Genomic DNA, 23,873 nt, shown 5'->3' with positions numbered 1-23,873 from the left:
AAGCGGCCGCCCCAGGCCATCCCCACCCTGCACCTGATCTGGAGGACGATAGGTCGCCCGCCTTGGTGCGCAGGGGCATGTATTCAGGAATCAAGCGATCGGCTCGGTTGGATCAATCCCGCCGAATCGGGGTTGACCTGTCGAACCCGTTACGGAAAGGCTCGTTCTGTGGCCGAGTTGCCTCCGGCGTCGACGCAACGAACACCGGCCGTGCGAGCCGCAACCTCGCCCATGCTCACGGCCGGCGGCATCGTCCTAGCCATCGGAGCCCTGTATCTCGGCCGGGAAATCTTCGTTCCCTTTGCCCTTGCGATCCTGCTGAGCTTCGTTCTCACGCCCTTGGTCAATTGGCTGAGACGTTGGAAAGTGCCCCGCATTGCAGCGGTGCTAATTGCCGTTTCCATTGCCTTTATCGTCGTCGCAGGGATCGCCTTGGTCGTTGGGCGCCAACTGGTCCAGCTCGCCAGCAACCTTCCCAATTATCAGACCACCATCACCGAGAAGATACGCTCGTTGCAAAGCTCCGCGCCGGGCGGCGGGGTCGTCGACGCCGTTACCACGACGATGCAGGATCTCGGCAGAGAGATCTCGGGAGATGAGAAAAAGTCGGCGGCTGCATCCTCCCGGCTTGGCACCGGCAGTGAGAGTCGGGAGCCTGTCACCGTGCGGGTGGAGCCGCCACAGCCGAGACCGCTGGAGCTCATTCGATCGGTCATAGGTCCATTGCTGGCGCCGCTTGCGACTTCCGGGCTGGTCGTCATTTTCGTGATCTTCGTGCTGCTCGAGCGCGAAGACCTGCGCGACCGATTCATCAAGTTAGCCGGAGCCGGTGACCTTCAGAAGAGTACTCAGGCCATCAACGATGCTGCCTCGCGGGTCAGCCGCTATCTGCTGATGCAGCTTGTTGTCAATCTGACTTACGGCGTGCCGATCGGTGTTGCACTCTACTTTGTTGGCGTGCCGAACGCGATTCTTTGGGGCTTGCTCGCAGCGGTACTTCGATTCATTCCCTACCTCGGTCCTTTCCTGGCTGCTATATTTCCCGTTGCCCTGGCCATCGCCGTCGATCCCGGCTGGACGATGCTGTTCTGGGTCGTCGGTTTGTTCGTTACGGCTGAACTCGTCAGCAACAATGTTGTCGAGCCTTGGCTTTACGGATCCAGCACCGGGCTGTCGTCCCTCGCAATTATCATCGCCGCGATCTTTTGGACGATGCTGTGGGGACCCGTCGGGCTGTTTCTGGCGACACCTTTGACCGTCTGCCTCGTCGTCATGGGGCGCTACGTCCCGCAGTTGGAGTTCTTGGGCGTTCTGCTCGGCAGCGACCCTGTGCTCGCGCCGGAGGAGCAACTCTACCAGCGCCTATTGGCCGGCAACCTGGAGGAGGCGGTTGAGTTCGCCGAGAACTATGTCGACGAGTGTTCCTCGCGCGAGCTGTACGACAACGTCGGAATTCCGGCGCTGCGCCTGGCGGAGAATGATCGTCAGCGCAGCGGCATCGACACCAATTACCGGCGTCTTGTTGCGGATACGGCTATTTCGGTTGTCCGGGAGGTTGATGACCATATCCGCGAAAAAGCGAATGCAGTGGACGAGGGAAATCACACTGCGCAGCGACCATGCGTCCTCTGTCTCGCTGGACGCACGGAGCTCGATCATGCAGCGGCGGAGATGCTCGCGCAGGTGCTCGAGGAACGCACCATCGGCGCCAAGGTCTTGCCGCCGATCGCGGTCAGTCGGGGAGCATTGGAGCAACTCGATCTCCAGGGGGTCGACGTGGTGTGTCTGTCCTACTTTCACCCGCAGCCGCAGGTCTACGCCCGCTATGTCTTTCGTCGCCTGCGCCGTCGGGCTCCACAGGTGAAGCTTGCCGCCTGCTGCTGGAATTTGATTGCCGGAACGGAACAGACGGGAGAGCTCAAGACCCAGATGGCGGCCGACGCGACATTCGCCTCTCTCCAAGCATGCGTCGAGCAGGTTGAAGCATGGGTCGGTCGCGCGGCAGCTCTCGGCGATACGCCCCAGCTCACGGCCGACGCCGAACGTGCGCAGCTCGCCGCGCTGCGCGGACTTGGCTTGGACGCCTCGAAACGCCAGGACCTGGATGAGGCCTCCAGAAAGGTCGCGCAAGCGTTCAACGTTCCGATCGCGCTGGTGACATTGGTCGATCATATTCAGCTAACCGCCGTTGAAGCCCGCGCCCAAGAAGTTCAAGCAGGTCTGCCGAGCAATCACGAGGGCTCCCTCGACGCGCATGTGATCGCTGCAGGCGATATGCTGGTTTCGGAGGATGTGACCGAAGACCCGCGCTTCGCCGACGATCCGCATGTGCTGGAGCGAGGCATTCGCTTCTACGCGGGGGTCCCGCTCCGGACTTCATCCGGTCATGTTGTGGGCTGCCTTTGTGTGATTGATACTCAGCCGCGGGAGTTCACCGACCGGGATCGTGACCGCCTGCAGGAGATGGCGAAGCAATTGATGATCGATATCCAGAGCGCTCGAGTGGCCACAGGCGTCGAGTCGGATAGCTCGAGAGAGGTGCATCCCGCCCCTAGCGGCGAGTAAGCCGACCTTGCCGCTACCAGTGGGTGGCGCTAGCCGAACAGCCGCATCAGCAGCGCCTTACCGACAGGGAGCGCCCTGACGCCCCGATAGGCCCGAACATATTCGCCGGCATAGAATGCCCTGATTGCATGCACGCGCGTGTCCATGCCTTCCGCGAACCGCACGGCAAATCCATCAATGGTACGCCGCACCACGATGGCCGCGATCGAGCGGCCGTAGATCTGGCACTCGATCGTGCTCCCAGGCGCCGGCGGATCGGGATCGATTAGCCGCGCACCGGTGATGGAGATATCGGCGAGCCGCGCCAGATGCGACCTGCCGTCCTGGCGCAGCAGCACCGGCTCGTTGCGATTGAAGCGCTCCGCCTTGCGCTTGCGCGGTTGCTCGATGCAGACGAAGCAGACCACGGTGAGGATGAACGCGTTGTAGAAGCTCCAGGCCAGCGCCAGTCCGCCATAGGCGATGTTCTCGCCGCGCTGCTGCAGGATGAAGGCATAAGCGATGGATGCGAGCGTGATGAAAAGTGCGCAGCCGTAGATGCGCAGCAGCGGCCATTCGACGAAGCGTCGGTCGCGGTCGCCGCCTTTCGCGGTGACCTTGAACTTGTGTCCCTTCGGCTTCAACAGGCCGGTCGCCACCGCCTTGAGCACGGCAGGCGCGGCAATCAGTTGGGAGACATCCGTCATCATTGCGAGCGAGCGGCCGCGCGAAAGCCAGGCCATGCTGAGGCCGTTCCAGACATAGAAGGGCAGAAAGACCCGCAACAGCTCGCTCAGATCAGCCCGCACCGCCTGGATGCCGAACAGCAGGAACAGCCAGGGCACCACAAGGCCCGCCACTTTCGAGGTGTAGACCGCGGACCAGCTCATGAAGGCGTCGGCCAGCGAGAGGCGGTCGATGAAGGGCAGCTTCGAGTCCCGCGAGAGCGGTCCGCTGCGGCCGCGCACGATCTGCATCAAGCCGAGGCACCAGCGGGCGCGCTGGGTGATGTATTCCTTCAGCCCTTCCGGCGCGAGCCCGATCGTCAGGCGCTCGTTGAGATAGATCGTATTGAGTCCGCGTTCCTTGAGGCGCAGCGTGACGAGATAGTCCTCCGTCACCGAATCGGTCGGAAAGCCGCCGATCCGCATCAGTCCGGAATAGCGGATGAGGGAGGAGGTGCCGCAGCAGAACGCGACGCCCCAGGCGTCCTTGGCCGGCAGCAGGATGTCGAAGAAGAAGCGCTGCTCGTCGGGCCAGACGTCGGTCGCGGCGAGGTTGGTCTGGATCGGGTCGGGATTGATGAAGTGCTGCGGGGTCTGGACCACGCCGACCGACGCATCGTCCATGAGCGAGACGGTGCGCGCAAGGAAATCGGGCCGCGGCACGAAGTCCGCATCGAGAATGGCGACGAACTGCGGCCGCTCCGGCAGCGCCCCGACATGCCTCAGTGCGTGATTGATGTTGCCTGCTTTGGCGTGCTGGTTGTCGGGCCGCGTCAGATAGTGGCAGCCGAGCTCGCCGGACAGCCGCCGCAGCCAGGGCCGTCTTCCGTCGTCGAGCACCCAGACGCGGTAATTGCCGTAGTCCATGCCCGTCGCGCCGATGATCGTACGCTCGAGGATCCCTCGTTCCTCGTTGTAGGTGCAGATGAAGACGTCGATCAGCGGTGCGCCCGGATCGGTGGTGCGGCCGTCGACCTTCGCTGCGCCGGTGCGGTCGCGCGTCCGGCTCAGGAACAGCAGCGACAACGCGACCGCGACGAGCGAGGCCGCCTCCAGCAGCATGAAGGGGTAGCCGATCACGGCATCGACGGTCAGGCGCGGCGGCGGAAGCGTCGACATGATCCGCCAATAGAGATAGCGCAGCAGCAAGGTCACCGAGACAATGGCCAGGAACGAGCGTGCCATCGTGCTGTCGCGCCTCAGCAGCGGTACGATCGCCATGAAGGCGCCGAGCGCGATCAGGCCGGGCGTCAGCGCCGCCGTCACGGTGCGGTCTCGTGCCGCGCAAACACCACGCGGCCGGTGCGGCCGACCGTGCAGGCGCGAGCTGCGGCATCGCGCGAGGCCACGGTCACACGATAGGGCTCCTTGCTCAGCGCATCCGGATTGATGGCGAGATTGGCCGGCGCACCGGCAGCGCCGGTCAGGTTGACCACGGTGCCGGAGATCGGCTCGCCGCCGTCATTGGGCTCGAACGTCGCGTGGTCGCCGAGCTGCAGGCGGTTGTAGACGTTCTCGGTGACATTGGCGGTGATCACGGCGCCGCTGCAATCGAGCACTTTGAGCAACGGCTGGCCTGCCTGCACGTCCTCGCCCGGCGATGTCATCATTTCCCAGACGCGGCCTGCGACGGGTGTCGTAATGTTGGCTTCGGTGAGATCCGCGAACCGAACCTCCTCGACGATGATCTCGTTGGCGAGCCAGGCGATCTCCGTGTCGGTGCGCGCGAGATCGGCCTCGAGGTCGCCGGCACGCTGGCGCATCTCTTCCTCGCGCTGAACCGAGCTTGGCCGGTCGTTGTAGCTGTCGCCGAGGAAGGATCCGTTCCGTGCCGCGGCGAGCTCGACCTTGGCCGCGTCCAGCCGCTTGCGCGCACCGAGCTCGGTCTGTTGCGACACCGAGAGCTCGCGCGTCAGACGTGCCAGTTCGACGGTCGAGACATTGCCCGATTTTGCCAGTGAGGAGGCGCGCTCGACGGCGGCACTGGCCTCGTCCCGCCGCGCCGCCGCCGCCTCGATCGAGGTCTGGATCTCCGCGATGCGGGCCTCGAGCTGGAGCACGCGTCCGTCGCGAAATAGCGCGGCCTGCCGCGCCAGATCCTTTTGTGCCGCCTGCGCCGAAGCGAGCTTCGCCGCAAGGCTCGGCCGTTCGTTCTCCAGGCGCGATTTCTGCCGCCGGAGATCGTCGAGCCGCGTGCGATCGCCGCGCGAGTTGAAGACGCGCAGGACGACGGTCCCGGCTTCGAGCTTGGCTTGGTCAGTGACGCGCTGGGCGGCCGCGACGCGGCCACCGATCGGGGTGCGCAAGGTGACGAGGCGGGAATTTAGCACGGCTTCGACGCTCGAATTTTCCCAGATCGCGCGCAGCGGCAGCCAGCCGAACACGGCGACGATGGCGAGCCCGATCGCGACCTTGGCTCCGCGCCGCAGATACGGCCAGCGGCGTCCCGATTCTTGCCCGCTCTGCGTCGTGGAAGCATGGTCGGACTCGTCATTGGTGAAGAGGTGCTCGTGCAGGGAGTCCTGCAAACCCTTCGCATCAGTTCTGGCGTCGTGAGGGGAGGGGGCGGATGAGGGGGCGACGGAGGCGGCGCTCGAGCGGTCTACCATGGCGGTCACCTTGCTGACGGGAGGCCAACGGGAACCCGGTCAATGCACAAGGCCAATGCCGCGTGCCCGGTTACCGCGAGTTATGCGGAAATTGCGCTTTCCAGGTTGCTAAGCCTCCGCGTGTGTTTTTGCGCAAATCCCGGTCAAGCTTTAGTGGCGGCGGAAAGGCTGGCTGGCGCCGCTGGCGTCTGCGGCTCCACGACGCACGAACCTTGCAGCCGGCGGCCGCATTCATACTTCGAAGGTGCCGGCCAGAGGTTCGCCCGCGGCCGCCCCAGGAGACGGCCATGAACTATTTTCGTACCGCAATGCTGCTCGCTGGCCTGACCGCCCTGTTCATGGGCGTCGGCTATCTGATCGGAGGCGCCTCGGGCGCCATGATCGCGCTCGTCATTGCCGCCGCAACCAACCTCTTCACCTACTGGAACTCCGACCGCATGGTGCTGTCGATGTACGGCGCCCATGAGGTCGATCGTTCGACCGCGCCGGAGCTGGTCGGCCTCGTCGCCGAGCTTGCGGGCCGTGCCGGCCTGCCGATGCCGCGCGTGTTCGTGATGGATGAGATCCAGCCCAACGCGTTCGCCACCGGCCGCAATCCGGAAAACGCCGCGGTCGCCGTCACCACCGGTCTGATGAACCAGCTCAGCCGCGAGGAGCTCGCCGGCGTGATTGCGCACGAGCTCGCGCACATCAAGCATCACGACACGCTGCTGATGACGATCACCGCGACCATTGCCGGTGCGATCTCGATGCTGGCGCAGTTCGGCATGTTCTTCGGCGGCAATCGCGACAACAACAGCGGTCCGGGCATCATCGGCTCGATCCTGTTGATGATCCTTGCTCCGCTCGGTGCCATGCTGGTGCAGATGGCGATCAGCCGGACCCGCGAATATGCCGCCGACAATCTCGGTGCGCGCATCGTGGGACAGCCGATGTGGCTGGCCTCTGCGCTGGTGAAGATCGAGGGCGCTGCGCACCAGGTCCCGAACTACGAGGCCGAGCGAAACCCTGCGACCGCGCACATGTTCATCATCAATCCGCTGTCGGGCCACGGGGTGGACAACCTGTTCGCCACCCACCCCTCGACGCAGAATCGCGTCGCCGCGCTCCAGCAACTGGCGGCCGAGCTCGGCGCGCGCGCGGCGCCGTCGGTCGGCGCCAACGAGAACTATCCACCGCGCGGGCCGTGGGGCCGCTCCTCCTCACGTCGTAGTCCCTGGGGCTGACGGAGCCGGCAAGGATTGCGTCTGGCTTTGTGATCTGGCGCACACAGGGGGGTCCCCAACCAGTGTTAACTCCTCGGCGTGACCATTCCTTCGAAAGGGGATGGGTGGCTGGCGCGCTGCCGGCCACCGTCGAAGATGACCAGAATTGCCGTACCATTGCTGATCGTCCTTTGCGTGCTCGTCGGCTTGTCCACGCACATGGTCGTCAATTGCGGCGACGAGGATGATCCCGACATCTGCTCGGCCGTGATCGGCTTCTCGCCGCTGCGCGGCTCGCTGATCGCCTTCGCCTATGCGGGACGTGGACGGATCGCGCTGCGTCACGGCGACTTCAAGCGGGCGATCGCCGATTTCGACGAGGCCATCCACCTCAATCCCAACCGCGCTTCGCTCTATCGCGACCGGGCGCTGGCGCGCCGGCAGAACGGCGACTTCGAGCTTGCCATTGCGGATTACGACGAGGCGATCGCGCACGATCCCAAGCGCGCGGCACCTTATCACCAGCGCGGTCTCGCGCTCGCCGCAATGGGCGATCTCGACCGCGCCATCCTGAGCTACAGCACGGCGGTCCGCCTCGACCCCACCGATGCGCAGGCCCGTCTCGACCGCGGCCTTGCGTTCCTCGCCCGCGGCCAGACGGACGACGCCCGCGCCGATTTCGAGGCCGCGCTGGCGCTGCCCGCCGGCAAGGACGGTCGCGCGCGAGAGGCCGCGCGCGCCAAGCTCGCGGAACTCGCCAGCGCCGAGCCGACACTGGTGGCCGCGCCGCGAAGATGAGGATCTGGCGCGGCATTTGCGGCGGCACCCTCTCACGTCTTTAGGACAGGTGGCTTGCCGCATAGCGGCGAGATCGGTGAGAGATGCGGAAAGCGAGACTGTCGCGGCTGTCTGCTGCGCGTATGAACCAATTCAACTAGTATTGAGTTGGATCAATACTGGCAGGGTCCAGAGTGCATCCATGTCGTGCGCCCCTGGAGGAGCTTCCAATGTGCAAATGGGCTTTGACGATTCTGACCCTGAGTATCGCTCTGACAGCGGGGCAGGCTCGAGCCCAAAAATATGACCCGGCTTATCCCGTTTGCTTGAACGTCATTTCTCGCGGAATGACGCCATACTACCGATGCAGCTTCACGACGATGGACCAATGCAGGGCGTCGGCAAACGGCCAGATGTGCGTCCTCAATCCCTACTACGCCGGTCCTCCGGCGAGAGGAAACGCTCGGCGGCATCATCGCCAGACCTACGCGCCACCGAGGCCGCCGGTCCAGTACCGGGCGGTACCCTATAATCACTTCAATGAACCCTATTATGGGGCATCCCAAGGTTACGCGCCTGGCGAGAAAGAGCGCTTTCTCCAAAGTGTGAGGCAATACATGTGAGGGATGTCGCTCGACTGTTCGACCAGCCCATGCCTGGGGCGGAGGAATCGTTGAGGTCGCGGCCGGCCCGATTGCGGCGGCCGCGAGGGAGCGCGTCGCAAACGCGCAACGCGGCGATCCGATCAAGCCGGAGATAATTGGGAGACAGGCCGGCGAGCCTCCAGATCGCCAATCCCGTAGCGGCGATCGGTTCAACGGCAGGGCTATCGCATTTGGGAGTTTTTCCTTGCGGCCATCCTTCGAGACGCCCGCTTTGGCGGGCTCCTCAGGATGAGGGCGGAATGCGCGGCAGCAGTTTCAACGAGCACCGATGCTGATTAGCCTCATCCTGAGGAGGCGCGTCAGCGCCGTCTCGAAGGACGAGGCGCGTGCGCAGGCCGCCGCCGCAAGTCATATGCGATAGCCCTGGGTGCAACGACTACGTCTTCTTTTTCGCTTTGGCTTTCTTTGCGGCCTTCTTCGCCGGCTTCTCGTCCTTTGCCTTCTTCTCCGCTTTCACCGTAACAGGCGTGCTGGCGGCGAGGCGCATCGACCGCGCGTAGCTGTCGGCGACGTTATCGGCGGACATCTGCAGGCGCTTGGCGGCCGCGGTCGCCTGCTCCATGGTGGCCTTGGCCATCATCTTGAAGCGCTCGCCGGTCTCCTTGCCCTTGGCCTTGGCCGCAAGGCTGTTGAAGCGATCCCGCCGCTCCTTGGCACGGGTCATCAGGCCCGTATGCAGCTGTCTGGCCAGTTGCCGGATCACGACATCCAGGTCGGCTTCCGCCATGGTCTCTCATCCCCTTCGAAAAACGGTATCGATGCGGGCGGGACTATGCAGATCGGACCCCGGCTTGGCAATTCCCGGCTGTGCGTCATCCGCAGCTTCCGGTCTGCGAAACAAAAAAGCCGCGCTGTTCGCGCGGCTCTTTGGCTTGGCTTGGCGCCGTCCGCTCATTTCAGCGAGGCGACCGGGCCGTTCGAGGCCGCCGGCTCGGGGTCGAAGCCGAACACGCCGACGAGATATTTGTAATAGTCCGGCATCTTCTCCTTAAGCGCCTCGCGCGACTTCGGATCGTGGAATTCGCTCTTGCCGGCCAGGAAGATGCTGGCGGTCACCGCAAAGAATTCCATGGGATTCTTCATCGCATAGGATTCCTTGGGCAAGAGGTCCTTGGACTTGGCGAGGGCGTAGTAGGTGATCACGCCCTTGTTGGCGTAGCCGTCCGGCAGCAGCCGCGCGTGGAAGGCGTGCAGCATCTCGTGCAGCAGCACGGCCTCCTTCTCGTAGCGCATCATGTCCGGCCGCAGCATGATCACGCCGAGGCCCGAATCGACCGCGAGGTCGACGGCATTGGGATTGGTCCAGCGCTGCTTGGCGGGGTCCCAGACCGTCAGGGTCCGGGGCGCGGTGCGCTGCATGTCCGGCGTGACCCGGCCGTAGCAGGCGGTGGCGGCGCCTTCGTCGAGGCAGGCGAGTTCGCTCGCGACGATCGGAACGGTGTGGAAGAAGCGCAGCACGCGCGGGGAGAGGCCGACGCCTTCGACGACGTCGATCTGGCTCTTCAGGTTCTCGGTGAGCTTGTCGACATCCTTGCGGTCGCGGTTCTCGGAGATGTCGAACATGTAGCCGCGGTAGCTCTGGAAGCCCGGCGGCAGCGGCTGCGCCGCGCCGGCATCGAGCGACCCGGCGATGGTTGGACTGGCGAATAGCGCGCCGACAATGGTCGCGGTCAGCAGCAACGCAATGCGCATGGTGAACCCCCTGATGTCACTTCGCCCAGCAGATTAAGCCGCCCTTGTTTGCGAAAAGTGAGTGCGGCGAGACTAAGGCACCGATGTTGAGGCGTGCTTAACCGTTGGTTGCAGATCGCGCGGGCGGATTAGGGTCGGGTTAACCAAGCGTGGATCGGCTGCGCGCTTCGGCGTAACATCCGCCCGGGCTCGAGGCCCTCACATCATAGCCGGAAGGGGAGGATGCCATGTATGCCGCCATCCGTCAGGCCAAGGCGAAAAGCGGGAGCGCGGAAGAGCTGACGCGCCGCATCAAGGACGGCGCCGTTCCCATCATCAGCGACGTCGACGGTTTCCGCGCCTATTACGTCGTCTATGGCGGCGACGACACGGTCACCGCGATCTCGATCTTCGACAAGTTCGAGCAGGCCGAGGAAGCGAACAAGCGCGCCATCGCCTGGATCGAGAAGGATCTCGGCCCGCTGCTCGCCGGCGACGCCCGCGCCATGGCGGGACCGGTGATCGTGCATACGCTGGCGTGAGGGCGCGCGCTATTGATGACCGGAGCGGCGACCACACACTTGGTCGGCATGCCCGGGCTTGACCCTGGCATCCACGTCTTTCTGCATACGCGGAAGCGCGTGGATGGCCGGGTCAAGCCCGGCCATGACGGAAGAGAGAGTGTGTGCCTCACAACTCCCTTGCATTCGAGAACGCAAAGCTCGACACCCGCCGCGTCGTCTCGTCCAGGATCAACGTGCGTGTGATCGGTGGCTCGGCGCGCTGGGCGCAGTTCTCGCGCTCGCAGAGGCGACAGTTGACGCCGATCGGGGTGCCCTCGGCCTTCTCCAGGTCCATGCCGGTGGCGTAGGTCAGGCGGGCGGCGTGGCGGATCTCGCAGCCGAGGCCGATGGCAAAGCGCGGCTGCGGCAGCGGATGCGGCGCCACGGGGCGGCGCACCATCTGCGCGATCGAGAAATAGCGCGTGCCGTCGGGCAGCTCGATCACCTGCTTGAGCAGGCGATCCGGCGTGTCGAAGGTCGAATGCACATTCCAGAGCGGACACGTGCCGCCGAATTTCGAGAACGGGAAGGTGCCGGAGGAGAAACGCTTGGAGACGTTGCCGGCATTGTCGACGCGCAAGAGGAAGAACGGAATGCCGCGCGCATTCGGTCGCTGCAGCGTGGTGAGGCGGTGGCAGACCTGCTCGAAGCCGGAATTGAAGCGCTGTGCCAGCACGTGGATGTCGTAGTTCAGCGCTTCGGCGGCCGCGAGGAACGCCGGATAGGGCATCATCACGGCGGCCGCGAAGTAATTGCCGAGCGTGATCCGGAACAGCCGCCGCGGCGCATCGTCCAGCGGGCCGGCCCGGCCGATGATGGTCTCCAGCGCCTGCGCGCATTCCGCCAGGCCCAGCTGGAAGGCGAGCTGGAATGCGCGGCCGGGCGGATCGACCAGCTCCGAGATCAGCAGCTGCCGGCGGTGGCGGTCGAATCGGCGGAGCGTCTCGCGCATCACGTCGACCGGCATGATGCGGGTCTGGATCGAGTGCTTCTCGCGCAAGCGCGTTATCAGCGCGGCATACAGCCCTTCGGCGGGCTCGTTCAACTCGTCGCGCAGATTTTCCGCCGCCTGCTCCAGCTCCGGAAAATAGTTGCGGTTGGCCTCGATCAGCTCGCGCACGCGCTCGACCGGATTGGCTTCAAAGCGCGTGCCGACGTCGCGGTCGGCCATCTGCGCCGCGGCCAGCGTCTCGCCCTGACGCGCCTCGGTATAGGCCGCGTAGAGCCGCTGCAGCGCATGGGTGACGCCGGGGCAGAGCTCGGCGAGGTCGCGCAGCTCCTGCTTGGGCACGTCGATCTGCCGGAACAGGGGATCGGAGAAGATCTCGTTCAGCTCGGCGAAGAAGCGGTCCTCGTCCGCGGTGGCGAGATCGCGCAGGTCAAGGTCATAGGTCTCGGCCAGCCGCAGCAGGATCTGCGCCGTGACCGGGCGCTGGTTGCGCTCGATCAGGTTGACATAGCTGGGCGAGATCCCGAGCCCCTCGGCGATCTGGGTCTGCGACAGCCCCAATTGCTGCCGGATTCGCCGGAAGCGCGGGCCGACGAAGAGTTTCTTGCCGGAATCGGCGGGCATGTCTCAGATCTCCAGACTCAATCAAGGTCAGAATAGTTGACCTATTATTTTTACAAATTTTACAAAGTGACATGTATTACACGTTCAGATGTTACATGACATCACCAATAAAAAACAAGCCATCTGTACGAACTTTCCTTTTCGCGTTTAGCTTCTGACACGCATCTCGCAATGCATTGTCAAGAATGTCGATGGCTGCCTCGCCATCGTCAGCGAAAGGATCAGGCACATGAATTACCAGCCCCGCGGTATCAGCACCCTCCAGGGTCCGTCCTCATATCAGGACGAGGTCAAGGCGGCTCAGGCGCTCCTCGAGACCCAGCCGACCTGGAACGGCGTGTCGGCCGAGGCCGTCGCGCGCATGCGCCTGCAGAACCGTTTCAAGACCGGCCTCGACATCGCCCGCTACACCGCGGCCGTGATGCGCGCCGACATGGCCGCCTATGACAAGGATCCCACCAAGTACACCCAGTCGCTGGGCTGCTGGCACGGCTTCATCGCCCAGCAGAAGCTGATCTCGGTCAAGAAGCACTTCGGCGGCAAGACCGACCGCACCTATCTCTATCTCTCCGGCTGGATGATCGCGGCGCTGCGCTCCGAATTCGGTCCGCTGCCCGATCAGTCCATGCACGAGAAGACCGCGGTGCCGGCGCTGATCGAGGAGCTCTACACCTTCCTGCGTCAGGCCGATTCGCGCGAGCTCAACGACATCTTCCGTCTGCTCGACAAGGCGCGCAAGGAAGGCGACAAGACTCGCGAGAAGGAGCTGATCGAGAAGATCGACAACTTCCAGACCCATGTCGTCCCCGTCATCGCCGACATCGATGCCGGCTTCGGCAACGCGGAGGCGACCTATCTGCTCGCCAAGAAGATGATCGAGGCGGGCGCCTGCGCGCTGCAGATCGAGAATCAGGTCTCCGACGAGAAGCAGTGCGGCCACCAGGACGGCAAGGTCACGGTGCCGCATGACGTCTTCCTGGCGAAGATCCGCGCCTGCCGCCACGCCTTCCTCGAGCTCGGCGTCGAAGACGGCATCGTCGTGACCCGCACCGACTCGCTCGGCGCCGGCCTGACGCAGCAGATCGCCGTCAGCCACAAGCCCGGCGACATCGGCGACCAGTACAACAGCTTCCTCGATTGCGAAGAAATCACCGCGGAGAACGCCAAGAACGGCGACGTCATCATCAACCGCAACGGCAAGCTGATGCGTCCGAAGCGGCTGCCCTCCAACCTCTACCAGTTCCGCCCCGGCACCGGTGCAGACCGCTGCGTGCTCGATTGCATCACCTCGCTGCAGAACGGCGCCGACCTGCTCTGGATCGAGACCGAGAAGCCGCATATCGAGCAGATCGCCAGCATGGTCGACCGCATCCGCAAGGTGGTGCCGAACGCCAAGCTCGCCTACAACAACTCGCCGTCGTTCAACTGGACCCTCAACTTCCGTTGGCAGGTCTACGACGCGATGAAGGAAGCGGGCCAGGACGTCAGCAAGTACAACCGTGCCGAGCTGATGAAGGCGGAGTACGACGACACGCCGCTGGCGAAGGAAGCCGACGAGCGCATCCGTACCTTCCAGGCGGATTCGGCCAAGCGCGCCGGCATCTTCCACCACCTGATCACGCTGCCGACCTATCACACGGCCGCGCTCTCGACCGACAATCTCGCCCGCGAGTATTTCGGCGAGCAGGGCATGCTGGGCTACGTCAAGAACGTCCAGCGCGCCGAGATCCGTCAGGGCATCGCCTGCGTGAAGCACCAGAACATGGCCGGCTCCGACATCGGCGACGACCACAAGGAGTACTTCGCGGGCGAAGCTGCGCTGAAGGCGGGCGGCGTCCACAACACGATGAACCAGTTCGGCTAACGGCGGATCGGACCGGTCTGGAAGCCAGGTTGGAGTCCAGGCCGGTCACGCACCTCAACAGGAGACTGACAATGACCAAAGGCAGCAATTTCTGGGTGATCGGCGGCGAGTTCGGTTCGATGAACTTCCACAAGCTCGTGGAAGGCTCGGCCCAGGTCAAAGGTCCGTTCAAGACCCGCAAGGAAGCCGAAGAGTGCTGGAAGGAAGTCTCGGAAGAAAGCCGTCACAAGGCCGGCGTCCGCTTCTCGATCGTGGAAGAGCCCTCGCGGGTCTCGGCCTGATCGCCCCGACTTAAGAAGACGTCCAAGGACGGATGGTCCCATCCAGGCCCTGCCTGGGTGGGATCGTCTGTTTTTGGCACAGGTGAAACGGCTGTGGGCGCCGTAAGTCTCTGGAATTGTAGGCCTTTGCGGAGGGTTTGGTTGCTGATAGGTTAATGGGGATAAGTCGAGGACGAGGCCGACAATGTCAGAGCCCGAGACCAGCGGGACCCATCCCGGCCAGCCGGGCCCGGTGCGGCTGCGCGATGCGCTGCTGCGCGCGCGGATCGAGGCGGCCGACCGCACCGGCGTCGTCGTCGATTTGCGCGACGCCGAGGTGGCACGGCTCGAGATCCTCAACGACGCGCTCGATCCCCTGTTCGCGCAGGTGCCTGATCAGATCGACCTGTTCGACCGCGGCATCAGCCAGGGCGATACGCCGCGGCTGTGGATCGACGTCGTCGCCCACATCGTGATGGGCCGCGACAAGCGGATGTACCGCTTCGTCCAGGACACCCGCTTCGGCCGCATCGTGCTCGCCGAATCGCACGACACCGCCGTGATCGTCGAGGCCGTCACCGACTATGTCGCGCGCCGCATGGTCGAGCGCGAGCGGGCGATGGTGGTCGCGCCCGAACCGCAGGCCCCGGCCGCCGCGCCGCCGCGCCGCTCGCGCCTGTGGCCATTCGTGTTCGGCTTCGTGCTCGGCGCTGCCGCGTTGTTCGGGGTGGCAGTGCTTGCGGTCTTGCGGAGCTGGTGAGGCTCTCTCCTTCGTCATTGCGAGGAGCCCTTGCGACGAAGCAATCCAGATTGCCTCCGCGGAGAGATTCCTGGATTGCTTCGCTGCGCTCGCAATGACGACCGGGGTCTAGATCAACCGCACATGCTTGATCTGCCCGACCTGAAACCCCGCCCCGAGGCTTCGCACCGTCTGCTCGCAGCGCCAGCCGGCATTGTCCTTCTCGATGGTGAACAGATTATACGCCGCCGCCGGATAACGTCCGTGCGCCAGCGCGGAGGCCGACGGCACGCCGAGCGCGGGAATGTTGCCGTTCGGACCCTCGAACCACATCGTCGAATGAATGTGGTCGTGCCCGTGCAGGACCAGCTCGACGCCGTGGCGCTTCAACAGTCCCAGCAATTCCGGCGCGTCCGTCATCCGCTTCGCCCGCGCGCTGGACTTCAGCGGATGATGCACCAGCAGCACGCGGAAGACGTCTTCCGCGGCGAGCCGCTCGAGCACCTCCGCAAGCGCGGCGAGCTGATCGCGCCCCAGCGTGCCGGTCGCCATCAGCGGCAGGGTCGGCACCGCCGTGGACAGGCTGATCAGGGCAAGCGGCCCGCGCCGGCGCACCGCTGGGAAGGCTGCGCCGCCGGGTGTGTCCGCGGCGATGTAGTGCAGGAACGTCTCGCCGAAGCGATGACGCGTCGCGCTGACATAGGCGTCGTGATTGCCGGGGATCGCGGTCACGCGGTCGGGCGGGCCGACGCTTTCGAGCCAGGCCAGCGCCGGTGCGAACTCCGCCTCCAGCGCCAGGTTGACGAGATCGCCCGTCACTGCGATGTGGTCGGGCGCCTGCGCCTTCATGTCGGCGACGAGCGCGTCGAGAACCTCGCGGCGCTGGTACTTGTGGCGGTTGCGCGTCCAGTTGACATAGCCGAACGCGCGCTTGCCCGCGAGCTCGATCAGCCGCGGCTTCGGCAAAGGCGCCAAATGCGGATCGGACAGGTGGGCGAGCGTGAAGGGAGCCAGCGTGAAGGGAGTCATGGCGCGCGAATGCCTCGCTATTGCTCCGCTGTAATGGCAAGGTCGCGCGCCCCGCGCAAGCAGGGCCTGAAACAGGGGGCGTCAAGGAGCCTGATGGGAGAACGTCTGAACCGAGCCCGACGGAAAGCCGAGCCGCTGCTGCGGCGGTTCTTGCACGGCTATTTCCTGCTCGTCCGCGGCATGACGCTCGGCGTCCGTGCCGTGGTGCTGGATGCCGACAATCGCGTCTTCCTGGTCAGGCATAGCTACGTCAGCGGCTGGTATTTGCCTGGCGGCGGCGTCGATTTCGGCGAGACCATGGAAGAGGCGTTGCGGCGCGAGCTCAAGGAGGAGGGCGACATCGATCTGACCGGCGAGGCGATCCTGCACGGCGTCTTCCTCAACAGCCACGTCTCCCGCCGCGACCACGTCGCGGTCTACGTCGTCAGGCAGTTCAGGCAGGACCGCGTCCCTGAGCCCAACCGCGAGATCGTCGAATGCGGATTCTTCGACAATGCCGCATTGCCCGAGGGCACCACGCCCGGCACGCGGCTGCGGATCGCCGAAGTGCTCGATGGCAGGCCCGTGATTGCGACGTGGCGCTGAGGGCGGCTTGTGCTAGTAACCCGCTCGACGCGCACGGCAGGCCACGCCGCTCGGGCGCGAGCCGACAAGCCTCGGAGTGCTGCCCTGATGACCACAACGCAACTTCGTATCGCGGTGCTGGTGCCCTGCTACAACGAGGAGGCCGCGGTCGCGACCGTCGTTGCCGATTTCCGCAAGGCGCTGCCCGCGGCGGAGATCTACGTCTACGACAACAATTCGCGCGACCGGACCGCCGCGGTCGCGCGCGAAGCCGGTGCGATCGTGCGCAGCGAGCGCCGGCAGGGCAAGGGTCACGTCGTGCGCCGCATGTTCGCGGACGTCGAGGCCGACGTCTATGTGCTGGTCGATGGCGATGCCACCTACGATGCGCCGAGCGCACCCATCATGATCGACAAGCTGCTCGACGAGCATCTCGACATGGTGGTCGGGCTTCGCGTCGATCAGGTCCAGGCTGCCTACCGGCTCGGCCACCGCACCGGCAACCGCATGCTGACCGGCTTCCTGTCCGACACCTTCGGCCACGCTAAGGACCTCCTGTCCGGCTACCGGGTGTTCTCGCGCCGCTTCGTCAAATCCTTTCCCGTCCTCTCCGACGGCTTCGAGATCGAGACCGAGCTTGCGGTCTATGCGCTGGAATTGTCGCTTCCGGTCGCCGAGGTCGAGACGCCCTATTATGCGCGCCCCGAAGGCTCGTTCTCCAAGCTCAACACCTGGCGCGACGGCTTTCGCATCCTCGGCACCATGCTGAAGCTCTATCGCAGCGAGCGGCCGTTGCGCTTCTTCGCGGTGATCGGAATCCTGCTGGCGCTGGCGTCGATCATCTTCGCGATTCCGATCGTGATCACCTTCATCGAAACCGGCCTCGTGCCGCGCCTGCCCACCGCGGTGCTGTCGATGGGCCTGATGATCATGGCCCTGCTGTCGGTGTCATCAGGGCTCGTGCTCGACACGGTGACGCGAGGGCGGCGGGAGATGAAGATGCTGGCCTATCTGTCCCAGCCGGCGTCGAAACGGAACGCAGGTTGAGCCAGGCCTGCACTTCTCCCGCCGGGAGGTAAACGGGGCACCGCCGCCGCCCATGGACCTTCGCAGGCGCAAGTGCTACTCCGCGAATTGACATGAACGATCTCTCACTGACCATTCTTCCCGAAGCCGCCGGCGACGCTCAGGCGATCGAGCGGCTGCACGAACGCACCTTCGGCCCCGGCCGCTTCGTGCTGAGCGCCTACCGGATCCGCGAGCACGTCGACCATCTGCTCGAACTGTCCTTCACGGCCCGTATCGGCACGCTCCTGGTCGGCTCCGTCAGGCAATTGCCGATTCTGATCGGCCAAACGCCGGCGCTGCTGCTCGGGCCGCTCACCGTCGAGCCGCCGTTCCGCGATCGCGGCATCGGCCGTCAGTTGATGGAGCGCGCGCTAAAGGACGCCAGGGAAAAAGGCCACCGCCTCGTGCTGCTGGTCGGCGACGAGCCCTATTACGGCCGCGTCGGCTTCAAGCAGGTCGCCAAGGGCCGCGTCACCATGCCCGGCCCGGTCGATGCCGCGCGCATCCTGGTGTTCGAGCTCGTCGACGGCGCCTTCGAGGGCGTGTCGGGCGCGGTCGGCCCCGACTGGAGCAAAGCGCGGACATAGGAGCGGCGCGCGTCGTTGGAAACGCCGTAGCCCGGATGGAGCGCAGCGCAATCCGGGAAGGTCTTCCGCAACGAGAGAACCCCGGATTACGCTACGCTCCATCCGGGCTACGACACTGCTCGTATCTCATCCGGCTAAGAGACCGTCGAGAAGACGCGCGGCTGCGCGCGTCATACTCCGTCATTGCGAGCGCAGCGAAGCAATCCAGAGTCTTTCCGCGGAGGCGGTCTGGATTGCTTCGTCGCAAGGGCTCCTCGCAATGACGGCGCGTGTCGTTACCTAGAACTTGAAGTTCGCGAACACCCTGACGCCGATGCCGGGCAACAGCACCTGGTCCTTATTGAAGGAGACGGCATTGCGGATATTCTCGTTGAGCAGGTTGTTGCCGACGAGCCCGACATGCATCTCGCGCGCGCCGAACCAACGTTGATCGAGCTGCGTTTTGTAGCTGACCTCGGCCCTTAGCAGGTTGTAGCCGGGCGTCGGCGTCTCCGCGATCGGTGCGATGTCGTTTTGCGCGAACGCGTGCAGCAGGTTGATCCGGGCAAACCATTCGGCGTCGCGATAGTACACACCACCGCCCAGCCGCTGGGGCGGAATGCGTGGCACGTTGGTGCCGTCGTCGAAGGTCGCGCGCACGATGTCGTATTGACCCTCGATGCCCCAGATCCCGTTCCAGACCGGCATCACGTCGTACTGGAACTGGAATTCGCCGCCCCGGAATGTCGCGTCGCGCTGCGAATAGACCGCCTGATTCAGTTCGAGGCCAGCGCCGAGCTGGCAAACGCCGTCCTCACACGTGTTGCCGGTCAGGCGCCGGTAGATGAAACCGTTGAACTTGGTGTAGTAGCCGGTGATTTCGAAGCGAAGCGGTCCTACCGCTCGTCGCAGTCCCGCCTCTACCGACTTGGCGGTCTCGATGCCGAGATTGGGATTGCCTATGTCGAAAGTGGTGGTGGCATCGTGGCCGCCGCGCGAAAACAATTCCGCCGGTTTCGGCGCGCGTTCGACATATTGGCCGGTGATGCTGGCGACCAGATCCCAAGGAAGGCTGTGGATCAGGCCGATGCTCCCGCTCACCGGCGTGAAGTTGCGGTTGACCGCCGTTGCGGGGCCGATCGCGGCCGGATCGACGGCGAGGTCGAACACATCGGGGACGAAGGCCGGCGCCGTGCCGCTCAACCTTGCGCTCTCGACGCGTCCGGCGATCTGAGCCTTGGTGGCTTCGCTGAACTTGAACTCATTGAAGATGTACCCGGCGACCTTTGTGTTCTTGTTCGGATCGAACAGTCCGTTGATCGGGCTGCCTGGATCGTCCGGACTCGGCGCGGTCAGCTTCTGATGCGACGCCTGAACGCCCACAGCGGTGGTCAGCGCAGCAAAGCGGACGTCGAACGGCGCAAGCTGCACCTCGACGCGGCCTTCCTGTTCCTTGTTGGTGAAGGTTTGTCTCACGCCGAGGGAGCCGAGGTCGGCAGAGTCGGCGAGCCCGACCTCATCGTGCTTATAGTCGGTGGCGCTGGCCCAGAACCGGATCGCATCGATCGCCGCCGCATCCGGCCGATACTCGCCTTTTGTCGTGAACTTTGTTTGTCGTCCGTCGATCCGCGTCAGGAACTCGCTGCCCTCGATACCGGGAATGTGATAGAGCGCGTTGTGCTGCGTGATCGCCGCGCCCACGTAGCCGCCGTCGAAGATGTAGGAGCCGCCGACAGATCCGCCGTAGGCCTGCGATGCCGAATTCGGCTGGCGTCCGTTGAACGGCAGCGTCGGGTCCGTCAAGAACGGATAGCTCGGGATGTTGTAGTCGCCGGCCTTGCGGCCAAAGGCATCGGCGTGGAAGGCAAAGTTGCCGCCGCCGGCATCGAGCAGCACGGCACCTTCGGTCCCGCGATCGACCGAAGTTACGGCCGTCCGCGTTTCCGCGGTGATGCAGCCCGGCGATCCCACGTTTGCGAGCGGCGCCTTGGTCGGGAGTCCGTAAGTCGGAAAGGGCGCCGTGCAGGACGGCAAGGCATCCGGAATTCGATTGTTGGTTGCGCTGACCACGCCACCGATCGCGGTGGAGCCGTAGCGCAGCGTCGCCGGTCCGCGGATGACCTCGACCTGGGTGGCTGCCAGCGGATCAATCGGCACGAAGTGATCCTCGCCGAGATCGGACGCGCCGTTGCTGCCTGTTCCGTTCTCGATAATGCCGACCCGGTTGGTGTCGAGCCCGCGAATGATCGGGCGGCTGGATGCGCCGGGTGCGTATTCAGAGCCGGTGATGCCGGGCTTGGAGAACAGGAGATCGCCGAGCGTGCCGCCGCCGTTGCGCCGAATCTCCTCGTTCGGCACCACGGTGACGGTCGCGAACTGATCGGTCACAACAGGCAGCACGCCTTGCTGAGGCGCGGCGGGCACGGGAGCTGCCGGTGCCGCTTCAGCTGCCTGCTCGCGGCTGCGCACCCGCGCGGTCCGCGTGCCGCGGCCTGCGTTGCGGGTCGGCACCACTGCTCTGCGTACGATCGGGCTCGGCGCCGTTACGGTGATGGCGGGGAGCTCGGTCGACGATTTGTCTTGTGCCGGTCGTTGTGCCGAGTCTTGGGCGAACGCGGATGTAGCGGCGGCGCCGAGCAGGAGCAGGCTTGCTCCGCCAAGGCGCTGCGCGCGTCGCAATTGAAATGACATGGTCCTGATTCCACTCAGGCGCCGTCCGGATGATGCTCTGCTGATCGGAGGCGGCCTGCCGTCGCGACGCGACGGAATTCGACTTCAACTTCTCCCAGGCACTTGCCGATGTGCGGCGAGGCTGGGTGTGATCAAGCGTTGGAGTCAGGACGCAGGAGGGGCGCGCGGCTGGAACGCCGTGCGGGCCGATGTCAGATGAGCGAACTCGGCGTCGAGGCTGCGCCGGAGCAGCTCGATCGCCTGCGGCAGCAACAGCACGGGCGGCGTCGCCGACACGATCGTGCCCGCCATCGCAATGATGGCGCAGATGGCGCAACTCTCGTCGCGCGAATGCTCGCGGTCGGGACTTGAGGGCGATTGCTTCTCGACGGCGGCGCCGTCGGTTGCTGCAACGTCCTTGGCGCCGCCTTCGATGTGCTGGACCGATGATTGAGCAAAAGGCGCGGCCTGCGCGAACCAATGGCTGTGGCCGAACGTCAGCGCGAGCTGCACCAGCATCGCGAACAACGCGAGCCGGGCGCCGTGCCTGCTATTCGACCGGAACCACTTCATCTGGAAAACGCCACCCCCACACCGAGGCGTCAATCCCAGGACGCCGCGATGTTATAGTATAACATCGCCCGACCGGTTCACCGATGTCAACGGCGGGGGGATCGGCGCATGCAAGCCGCCAAGCCGATGTGTCGTTCGGGCAACTACCGCCCCTCGCGCACCCAGGTCGCCGCAAATGCGCCGAGCAGCAGCAACAGACCGATCAGCCCGGAGAAGATCGGCAACACGCCGACGCCCTTGACCACGCTGGCGTCGCGCATCCGCACGCCCATCCAGCCGTCGCCGTGGAACATGCCGACCGAGCGCACCGGCAGGATGCGCGGCAGCTCGACGCTAGAACTGCTGGCCACGCGCACGGCATCGCCGCCCGTCGCCTGTGTCAGCGGCTTCAACGTATCGACCGTCGAGGTGACTTCCGAAAATTCCTTCGGATTGGTCGGGCCGACATTGATCAACGCCTTCAGCGTGCCGTCGGTGGCCTGCCACAGGCCGAGTTCGCTCGCCGGCAGGCTGGCGCGCCACTCGCCGGGATCGCCGGCGCTCAGCGTCAGATCCTGCGACACGCCCGACGGCGAGGTCACGCTGACGGGCTGGACGCTGTCCGCCATGGTCTGACGCACCACGACGAGGTCCTTGCCCTGGACCTGGAGGCGCAGCGCCTCTTCGTCGAGATCGGGTTGCTTCATCAGCCAGTGCGACATCCGCCTGAGCAGGTCGAGATGCGGACCGCCGCCCTCATAGCCGCGCGCCCACAGCCAGATGTGGTCGGACAGCAGGAGCGCGACGCGGCCCTCGCCGAAGCGCGACAGGAACAGCAGCGGCTTGCCGTCGACGCCGGTCATGACGGGCGGGTTGACCGCATTGCGGGTATCGACGGTGCGGAAGAACCGGCTCCAGCGCGGCGGCTCGCTGGCGGAGCCTTCCAGCCCGCGCGTGACGGGATGGCGTTTGCCGAGGTCGGACAGATGCGCATAGAACGGCTTCTCGGTGACGCCGACGGGTTCGGCCGGCAGCACCGAATCGAGCGGCGTGCGCCAGATGCTGCTGTTCGAGGCATAGTCGGGGCCGGCCGAGACCAGCACGGCGCCGCCTGCACGCACGTAACGCGCCATGTTCTCGAAATAGGGGATCGGCAGCACGCCCTGGCGGGCATAGCGGTCGAAGATGATCAACTGGAATTCGTTGATCTTCTGCTGGAACAGCTCGCGGGTCGGAAACGCGATCAGCGACAATTCGTTGATCGGCGTGCCGTCCTGCTTCTCCGGCGGGCGCAGAATGGTGAAATGCACGAGGTCGACGCTGGCGTCGGACTTGAGCAGGTTGCGCCAGGTGCGCTCGCCCGAATGCGGCTCGCCCGAGACCAGCAGCACGCGCAGCTTGTCGCGCACGCCGTCGATGGCGACGACGGCGCGATTGTTCACCGGCGTCAATTCGCGCTCCAGCGGCGAGGCCTCGATCTCGACGATGTTCGGCCCGGCATGCTTGATGTCGACGTCGACGCTCGCGGCCTGGCCGCTGGAGAGCGTGCGCTCGTTGATGACCTCGCCGTCGCGGCGGACGATGACCCTGGCGCGCTCGCCGGTGACACCCTGGTCGTCGAGGCGGTAGGAGATGGTCTGGCTCTGCCCGACGATACCGAAGCGCGGCGCGGCGGTGATCGCGATGCGGCGGTCGCGCTCGTCCTTCTGGCCCGTGACCAGCGCGTGCACCGGCGCCTGGAAGCCGAGCGCGGCGGCGTTCGCGGGAATGTCGTGGACGCGGCCGTCGGTGATCAGGAACGCGCCGGCGACGCGGTCGACCGGGACGTCCGCCAAGGCCGAGGCCAGCGCGCCGAACAGCTTGGTGCCGTCGGTCTCGCCGTCGGCCTGTCCGGCCTCGACGACGCGGACCTCGAGGCCCTTGATCTTCTTCAGGCTGTCGACCAGCGCCTCCTGCGCTTGCGCAGCTTCGCGATTGCGGTTGCCGAAGTTCTGGCTCGGGCTCTTGTCGACGACGACAGCGGCGACCGAGGTGAGGGGATCGCGGTCCTCGCGGGTGAAGGAGGGATTGGAAAGCGCCAGCAGGAACAGCGCCAGCGCGGCCACGCGCACCGCGGCGCCGCGCGCGCGCGCCAGCAGCAGCACGAGCGCGACAATGACGATCGCGGCGAGCGCGAGCCACAGCACGATGGTAGGAACAAGCGGTGTGAACGCGATGCCGTAGTTCATG

Annotated in this window: 20 protein-coding genes; 11 read left to right on the top strand and 9 right to left on the bottom strand. The window is 65.1% G+C overall.

The genetic code is table 11. The annotated features are described in order from the left end of the window. The first annotated feature begins 231 nt into the window (after positions 1-231). On the top strand, positions 232-2,565 hold the full coding sequence (locus XF30_RS33100) for an AI-2E family transporter (RefSeq protein WP_109145013.1): 2,334 nt from the start codon (positions 232-234) through the stop codon (positions 2,563-2,565). 29 nt (positions 2,566-2,594) lie between these two features. On the opposite strand, the gene XF30_RS33095 is transcribed toward XF30_RS33100, so the two are convergent. Then, positions 2,595-4,535, bottom strand: coding sequence for a glycosyltransferase (locus tag XF30_RS33095; protein ID WP_074448122.1), 1,941 nt, complete (start codon positions 4,533-4,535; stop codon positions 2,595-2,597). Then, positions 4,532-5,878 carry an HlyD family secretion protein gene (locus XF30_RS33090; protein WP_036037076.1) on the bottom strand — a complete coding sequence of 449 codons (1,347 nt, stop codon included), beginning with the start codon at positions 5,876-5,878 and terminating at the stop codon, positions 4,532-4,534. The genes XF30_RS33095 and XF30_RS33090 overlap by 4 nt, the downstream gene beginning before the upstream one ends. Positions 5,879-6,165: 287 nt before the next feature. Here XF30_RS33090 and htpX point away from each other — a divergent pair, with 287 nt between their 5' ends. The 3 genes from htpX (at position 6,166) to XF30_RS39985 (ending at position 8,483) form a co-directional block, all read left to right on the top strand. Then, positions 6,166-7,104, top strand: coding sequence for a zinc metalloprotease HtpX (gene htpX, locus XF30_RS33085; protein WP_036037078.1), 939 nt, complete (start codon positions 6,166-6,168; stop codon positions 7,102-7,104). Between the two features lie 135 nt (positions 7,105-7,239). Continuing rightward, positions 7,240-7,881, top strand: a complete 642-nt coding sequence (locus tag XF30_RS33080) for a tetratricopeptide repeat protein (protein ID WP_192893321.1) — start codon at positions 7,240-7,242, stop codon at positions 7,879-7,881. A gap of 209 nt (positions 7,882-8,090) precedes the next feature. Next, the gene (locus tag XF30_RS39985; RefSeq protein WP_081494629.1) at positions 8,091-8,483 is read left to right on the top strand and encodes a DUF3551 domain-containing protein; all 393 of its coding nucleotides are present in this window, start codon (positions 8,091-8,093) and stop codon (positions 8,481-8,483) included. Between the two features lie 418 nt (positions 8,484-8,901). On the opposite strand, the gene XF30_RS33070 is transcribed toward XF30_RS39985, so the two are convergent. Further along, complete coding sequence (locus XF30_RS33070; protein ID WP_036013820.1) at positions 8,902-9,252, bottom strand: hypothetical protein; 351 nt, start codon at positions 9,250-9,252, stop codon at positions 8,902-8,904. A gap of 164 nt (positions 9,253-9,416) precedes the next feature. Further along, the gene (locus XF30_RS33065; RefSeq protein WP_036024809.1) at positions 9,417-10,217 is read right to left on the bottom strand and encodes a hypothetical protein; all 801 of its coding nucleotides are present in this window, start codon (positions 10,215-10,217) and stop codon (positions 9,417-9,419) included. Positions 10,218-10,444: 227 nt separating this feature from the next. On the opposite strand from XF30_RS33065, the gene XF30_RS38720 reads away from it, so the two are divergent. After that, entirely contained in the window at positions 10,445-10,738 is a 294-nt protein-coding gene (locus XF30_RS38720) for a hypothetical protein (protein WP_036024810.1), read from the top strand. 148 nt (positions 10,739-10,886) lie between these two features. On the opposite strand, the gene XF30_RS33050 is transcribed toward XF30_RS38720, so the two are convergent. Beyond that, complete coding sequence (locus tag XF30_RS33050; RefSeq protein ID WP_036013804.1) at positions 10,887-12,332, bottom strand: helix-turn-helix domain-containing protein; 1,446 nt, start codon at positions 12,330-12,332, stop codon at positions 10,887-10,889. A gap of 229 nt (positions 12,333-12,561) precedes the next feature. Here XF30_RS33050 and XF30_RS33045 point away from each other — a divergent pair, with 229 nt between their 5' ends. The 3 genes from XF30_RS33045 (at position 12,562) to XF30_RS33035 (ending at position 15,216) form a co-directional block, all read left to right on the top strand. Further along, complete coding sequence (locus tag XF30_RS33045) at positions 12,562-14,196, top strand: isocitrate lyase (RefSeq protein WP_036013803.1); 1,635 nt, start codon at positions 12,562-12,564, stop codon at positions 14,194-14,196. 71 nt (positions 14,197-14,267) lie between these two features. Next, positions 14,268-14,477: a DUF4170 domain-containing protein gene (locus XF30_RS33040; RefSeq protein ID WP_036013800.1), complete on the top strand. Its 210-nt coding sequence runs from the start codon at positions 14,268-14,270 to the stop codon at positions 14,475-14,477. Between the two features lie 184 nt (positions 14,478-14,661). Further along, entirely contained in the window at positions 14,662-15,216 is a 555-nt protein-coding gene (locus XF30_RS33035; protein WP_109145012.1) for a hypothetical protein, read from the top strand. A gap of 108 nt (positions 15,217-15,324) precedes the next feature. On the opposite strand, the gene XF30_RS33030 is transcribed toward XF30_RS33035, so the two are convergent. Further along, positions 15,325-16,209, bottom strand: a complete 885-nt coding sequence (locus XF30_RS33030; RefSeq protein ID WP_036013809.1) for a metallophosphoesterase family protein — start codon at positions 16,207-16,209, stop codon at positions 15,325-15,327. Between the two features lie 108 nt (positions 16,210-16,317). Here XF30_RS33030 and XF30_RS33025 point away from each other — a divergent pair, with 108 nt between their 5' ends. From XF30_RS33025 to XF30_RS33015, 3 genes are all read left to right on the top strand, one after another. Then, positions 16,318-16,809 (top strand): NUDIX domain-containing protein, encoded by a 492-nt coding sequence (locus XF30_RS33025; RefSeq protein ID WP_036013806.1) that lies wholly within the window; start codon positions 16,318-16,320, stop codon positions 16,807-16,809. An 87-nt stretch (positions 16,810-16,896) separates the two neighbouring features. Next, positions 16,897-17,835, top strand: a complete 939-nt coding sequence (locus tag XF30_RS33020) for a glycosyltransferase family 2 protein (protein WP_109145011.1) — start codon at positions 16,897-16,899, stop codon at positions 17,833-17,835. 92 nt (positions 17,836-17,927) lie between these two features. Beyond that, positions 17,928-18,443, top strand: coding sequence for a GNAT family N-acetyltransferase (locus XF30_RS33015; protein WP_057026259.1), 516 nt, complete (start codon positions 17,928-17,930; stop codon positions 18,441-18,443). A 279-nt stretch (positions 18,444-18,722) separates the two neighbouring features. Here the strand turns inward: XF30_RS33015 and XF30_RS33010 are convergent, their stop codons facing one another. The 3 genes from XF30_RS33010 to XF30_RS33000 form a co-directional block, all read right to left on the bottom strand. Next, a complete protein-coding gene (locus tag XF30_RS33010; RefSeq protein WP_109145010.1) occupies positions 18,723-21,113 on the bottom strand; it encodes a TonB-dependent receptor in 2,391 nt (796 codons plus the stop codon). Positions 21,114-21,257: 144 nt separating this feature from the next. Beyond that, positions 21,258-21,665 carry a DUF2946 domain-containing protein gene (locus XF30_RS33005; protein ID WP_036013788.1) on the bottom strand — a complete coding sequence of 136 codons (408 nt, stop codon included), beginning with the start codon at positions 21,663-21,665 and terminating at the stop codon, positions 21,258-21,260. A gap of 143 nt (positions 21,666-21,808) precedes the next feature. After that, positions 21,809-23,872, bottom strand: coding sequence for a hypothetical protein (locus XF30_RS33000; protein ID WP_109145009.1), 2,064 nt, complete (start codon positions 23,870-23,872; stop codon positions 21,809-21,811). Position 23,873 lies beyond the last annotated feature (1 nt).

The organism is Bradyrhizobium sp. SUTN9-2 (assembly GCF_003122645.1).
Taxonomy (GTDB): domain Bacteria; phylum Pseudomonadota; class Alphaproteobacteria; order Rhizobiales; family Xanthobacteraceae; genus Bradyrhizobium; species Bradyrhizobium yuanmingense.
This window is presented reverse-complemented; position numbering and strand designations above follow the sequence as displayed.

What these genes read in the sequence shown, in the direction of transcription:
- XF30_RS33100 (WP_109145013.1), top strand. Translation starts at nt 232, where the DNA reads ATGCTCACGGCCGGCGGCATCGTCCTAGCCATCGGAGCCCTGTATCTC.
- XF30_RS33090 (WP_036037076.1), bottom strand. Translation starts at nt 5,878, where the DNA reads ATGGTAGACCGCTCGAGCGCCGCCTCCGTCGCCCCCTCATCCGCCCCC.
- htpX (WP_036037078.1), top strand. Translation starts at nt 6,166, where the DNA reads ATGAACTATTTTCGTACCGCAATGCTGCTCGCTGGCCTGACCGCCCTG.
- XF30_RS33080 (WP_192893321.1), top strand. Translation starts at nt 7,240, where the DNA reads ATGACCAGAATTGCCGTACCATTGCTGATCGTCCTTTGCGTGCTCGTC.
- XF30_RS39985 (WP_081494629.1), top strand. Translation starts at nt 8,091, where the DNA reads ATGTGCAAATGGGCTTTGACGATTCTGACCCTGAGTATCGCTCTGACA.
- XF30_RS33070 (WP_036013820.1), bottom strand. Translation starts at nt 9,252, where the DNA reads ATGGCGGAAGCCGACCTGGATGTCGTGATCCGGCAACTGGCCAGACAG.
- XF30_RS33065 (WP_036024809.1), bottom strand. Translation starts at nt 10,217, where the DNA reads ATGCGCATTGCGTTGCTGCTGACCGCGACCATTGTCGGCGCGCTATTC.
- XF30_RS38720 (WP_036024810.1), top strand. Translation starts at nt 10,445, where the DNA reads ATGTATGCCGCCATCCGTCAGGCCAAGGCGAAAAGCGGGAGCGCGGAA.
- XF30_RS33050 (WP_036013804.1), bottom strand. Translation starts at nt 12,332, where the DNA reads ATGCCCGCCGATTCCGGCAAGAAACTCTTCGTCGGCCCGCGCTTCCGG.
- XF30_RS33045 (WP_036013803.1), top strand. Translation starts at nt 12,562, where the DNA reads ATGAATTACCAGCCCCGCGGTATCAGCACCCTCCAGGGTCCGTCCTCA.
- XF30_RS33040 (WP_036013800.1), top strand. Translation starts at nt 14,268, where the DNA reads ATGACCAAAGGCAGCAATTTCTGGGTGATCGGCGGCGAGTTCGGTTCG.
- XF30_RS33035 (WP_109145012.1), top strand. Translation starts at nt 14,662, where the DNA reads ATGTCAGAGCCCGAGACCAGCGGGACCCATCCCGGCCAGCCGGGCCCG.
- XF30_RS33025 (WP_036013806.1), top strand. Translation starts at nt 16,318, where the DNA reads ATGGGAGAACGTCTGAACCGAGCCCGACGGAAAGCCGAGCCGCTGCTG.
- XF30_RS33020 (WP_109145011.1), top strand. Translation starts at nt 16,897, where the DNA reads ATGACCACAACGCAACTTCGTATCGCGGTGCTGGTGCCCTGCTACAAC.
- XF30_RS33015 (WP_057026259.1), top strand. Translation starts at nt 17,928, where the DNA reads ATGAACGATCTCTCACTGACCATTCTTCCCGAAGCCGCCGGCGACGCT.
- XF30_RS33010 (WP_109145010.1), bottom strand. Translation starts at nt 21,113, where the DNA reads ATGTCATTTCAATTGCGACGCGCGCAGCGCCTTGGCGGAGCAAGCCTG.
- XF30_RS33005 (WP_036013788.1), bottom strand. Translation starts at nt 21,665, where the DNA reads ATGAAGTGGTTCCGGTCGAATAGCAGGCACGGCGCCCGGCTCGCGTTG.
- XF30_RS33000 (WP_109145009.1), bottom strand. Translation starts at nt 23,872, where the DNA reads ATGAACTACGGCATCGCGTTCACACCGCTTGTTCCTACCATCGTGCTG.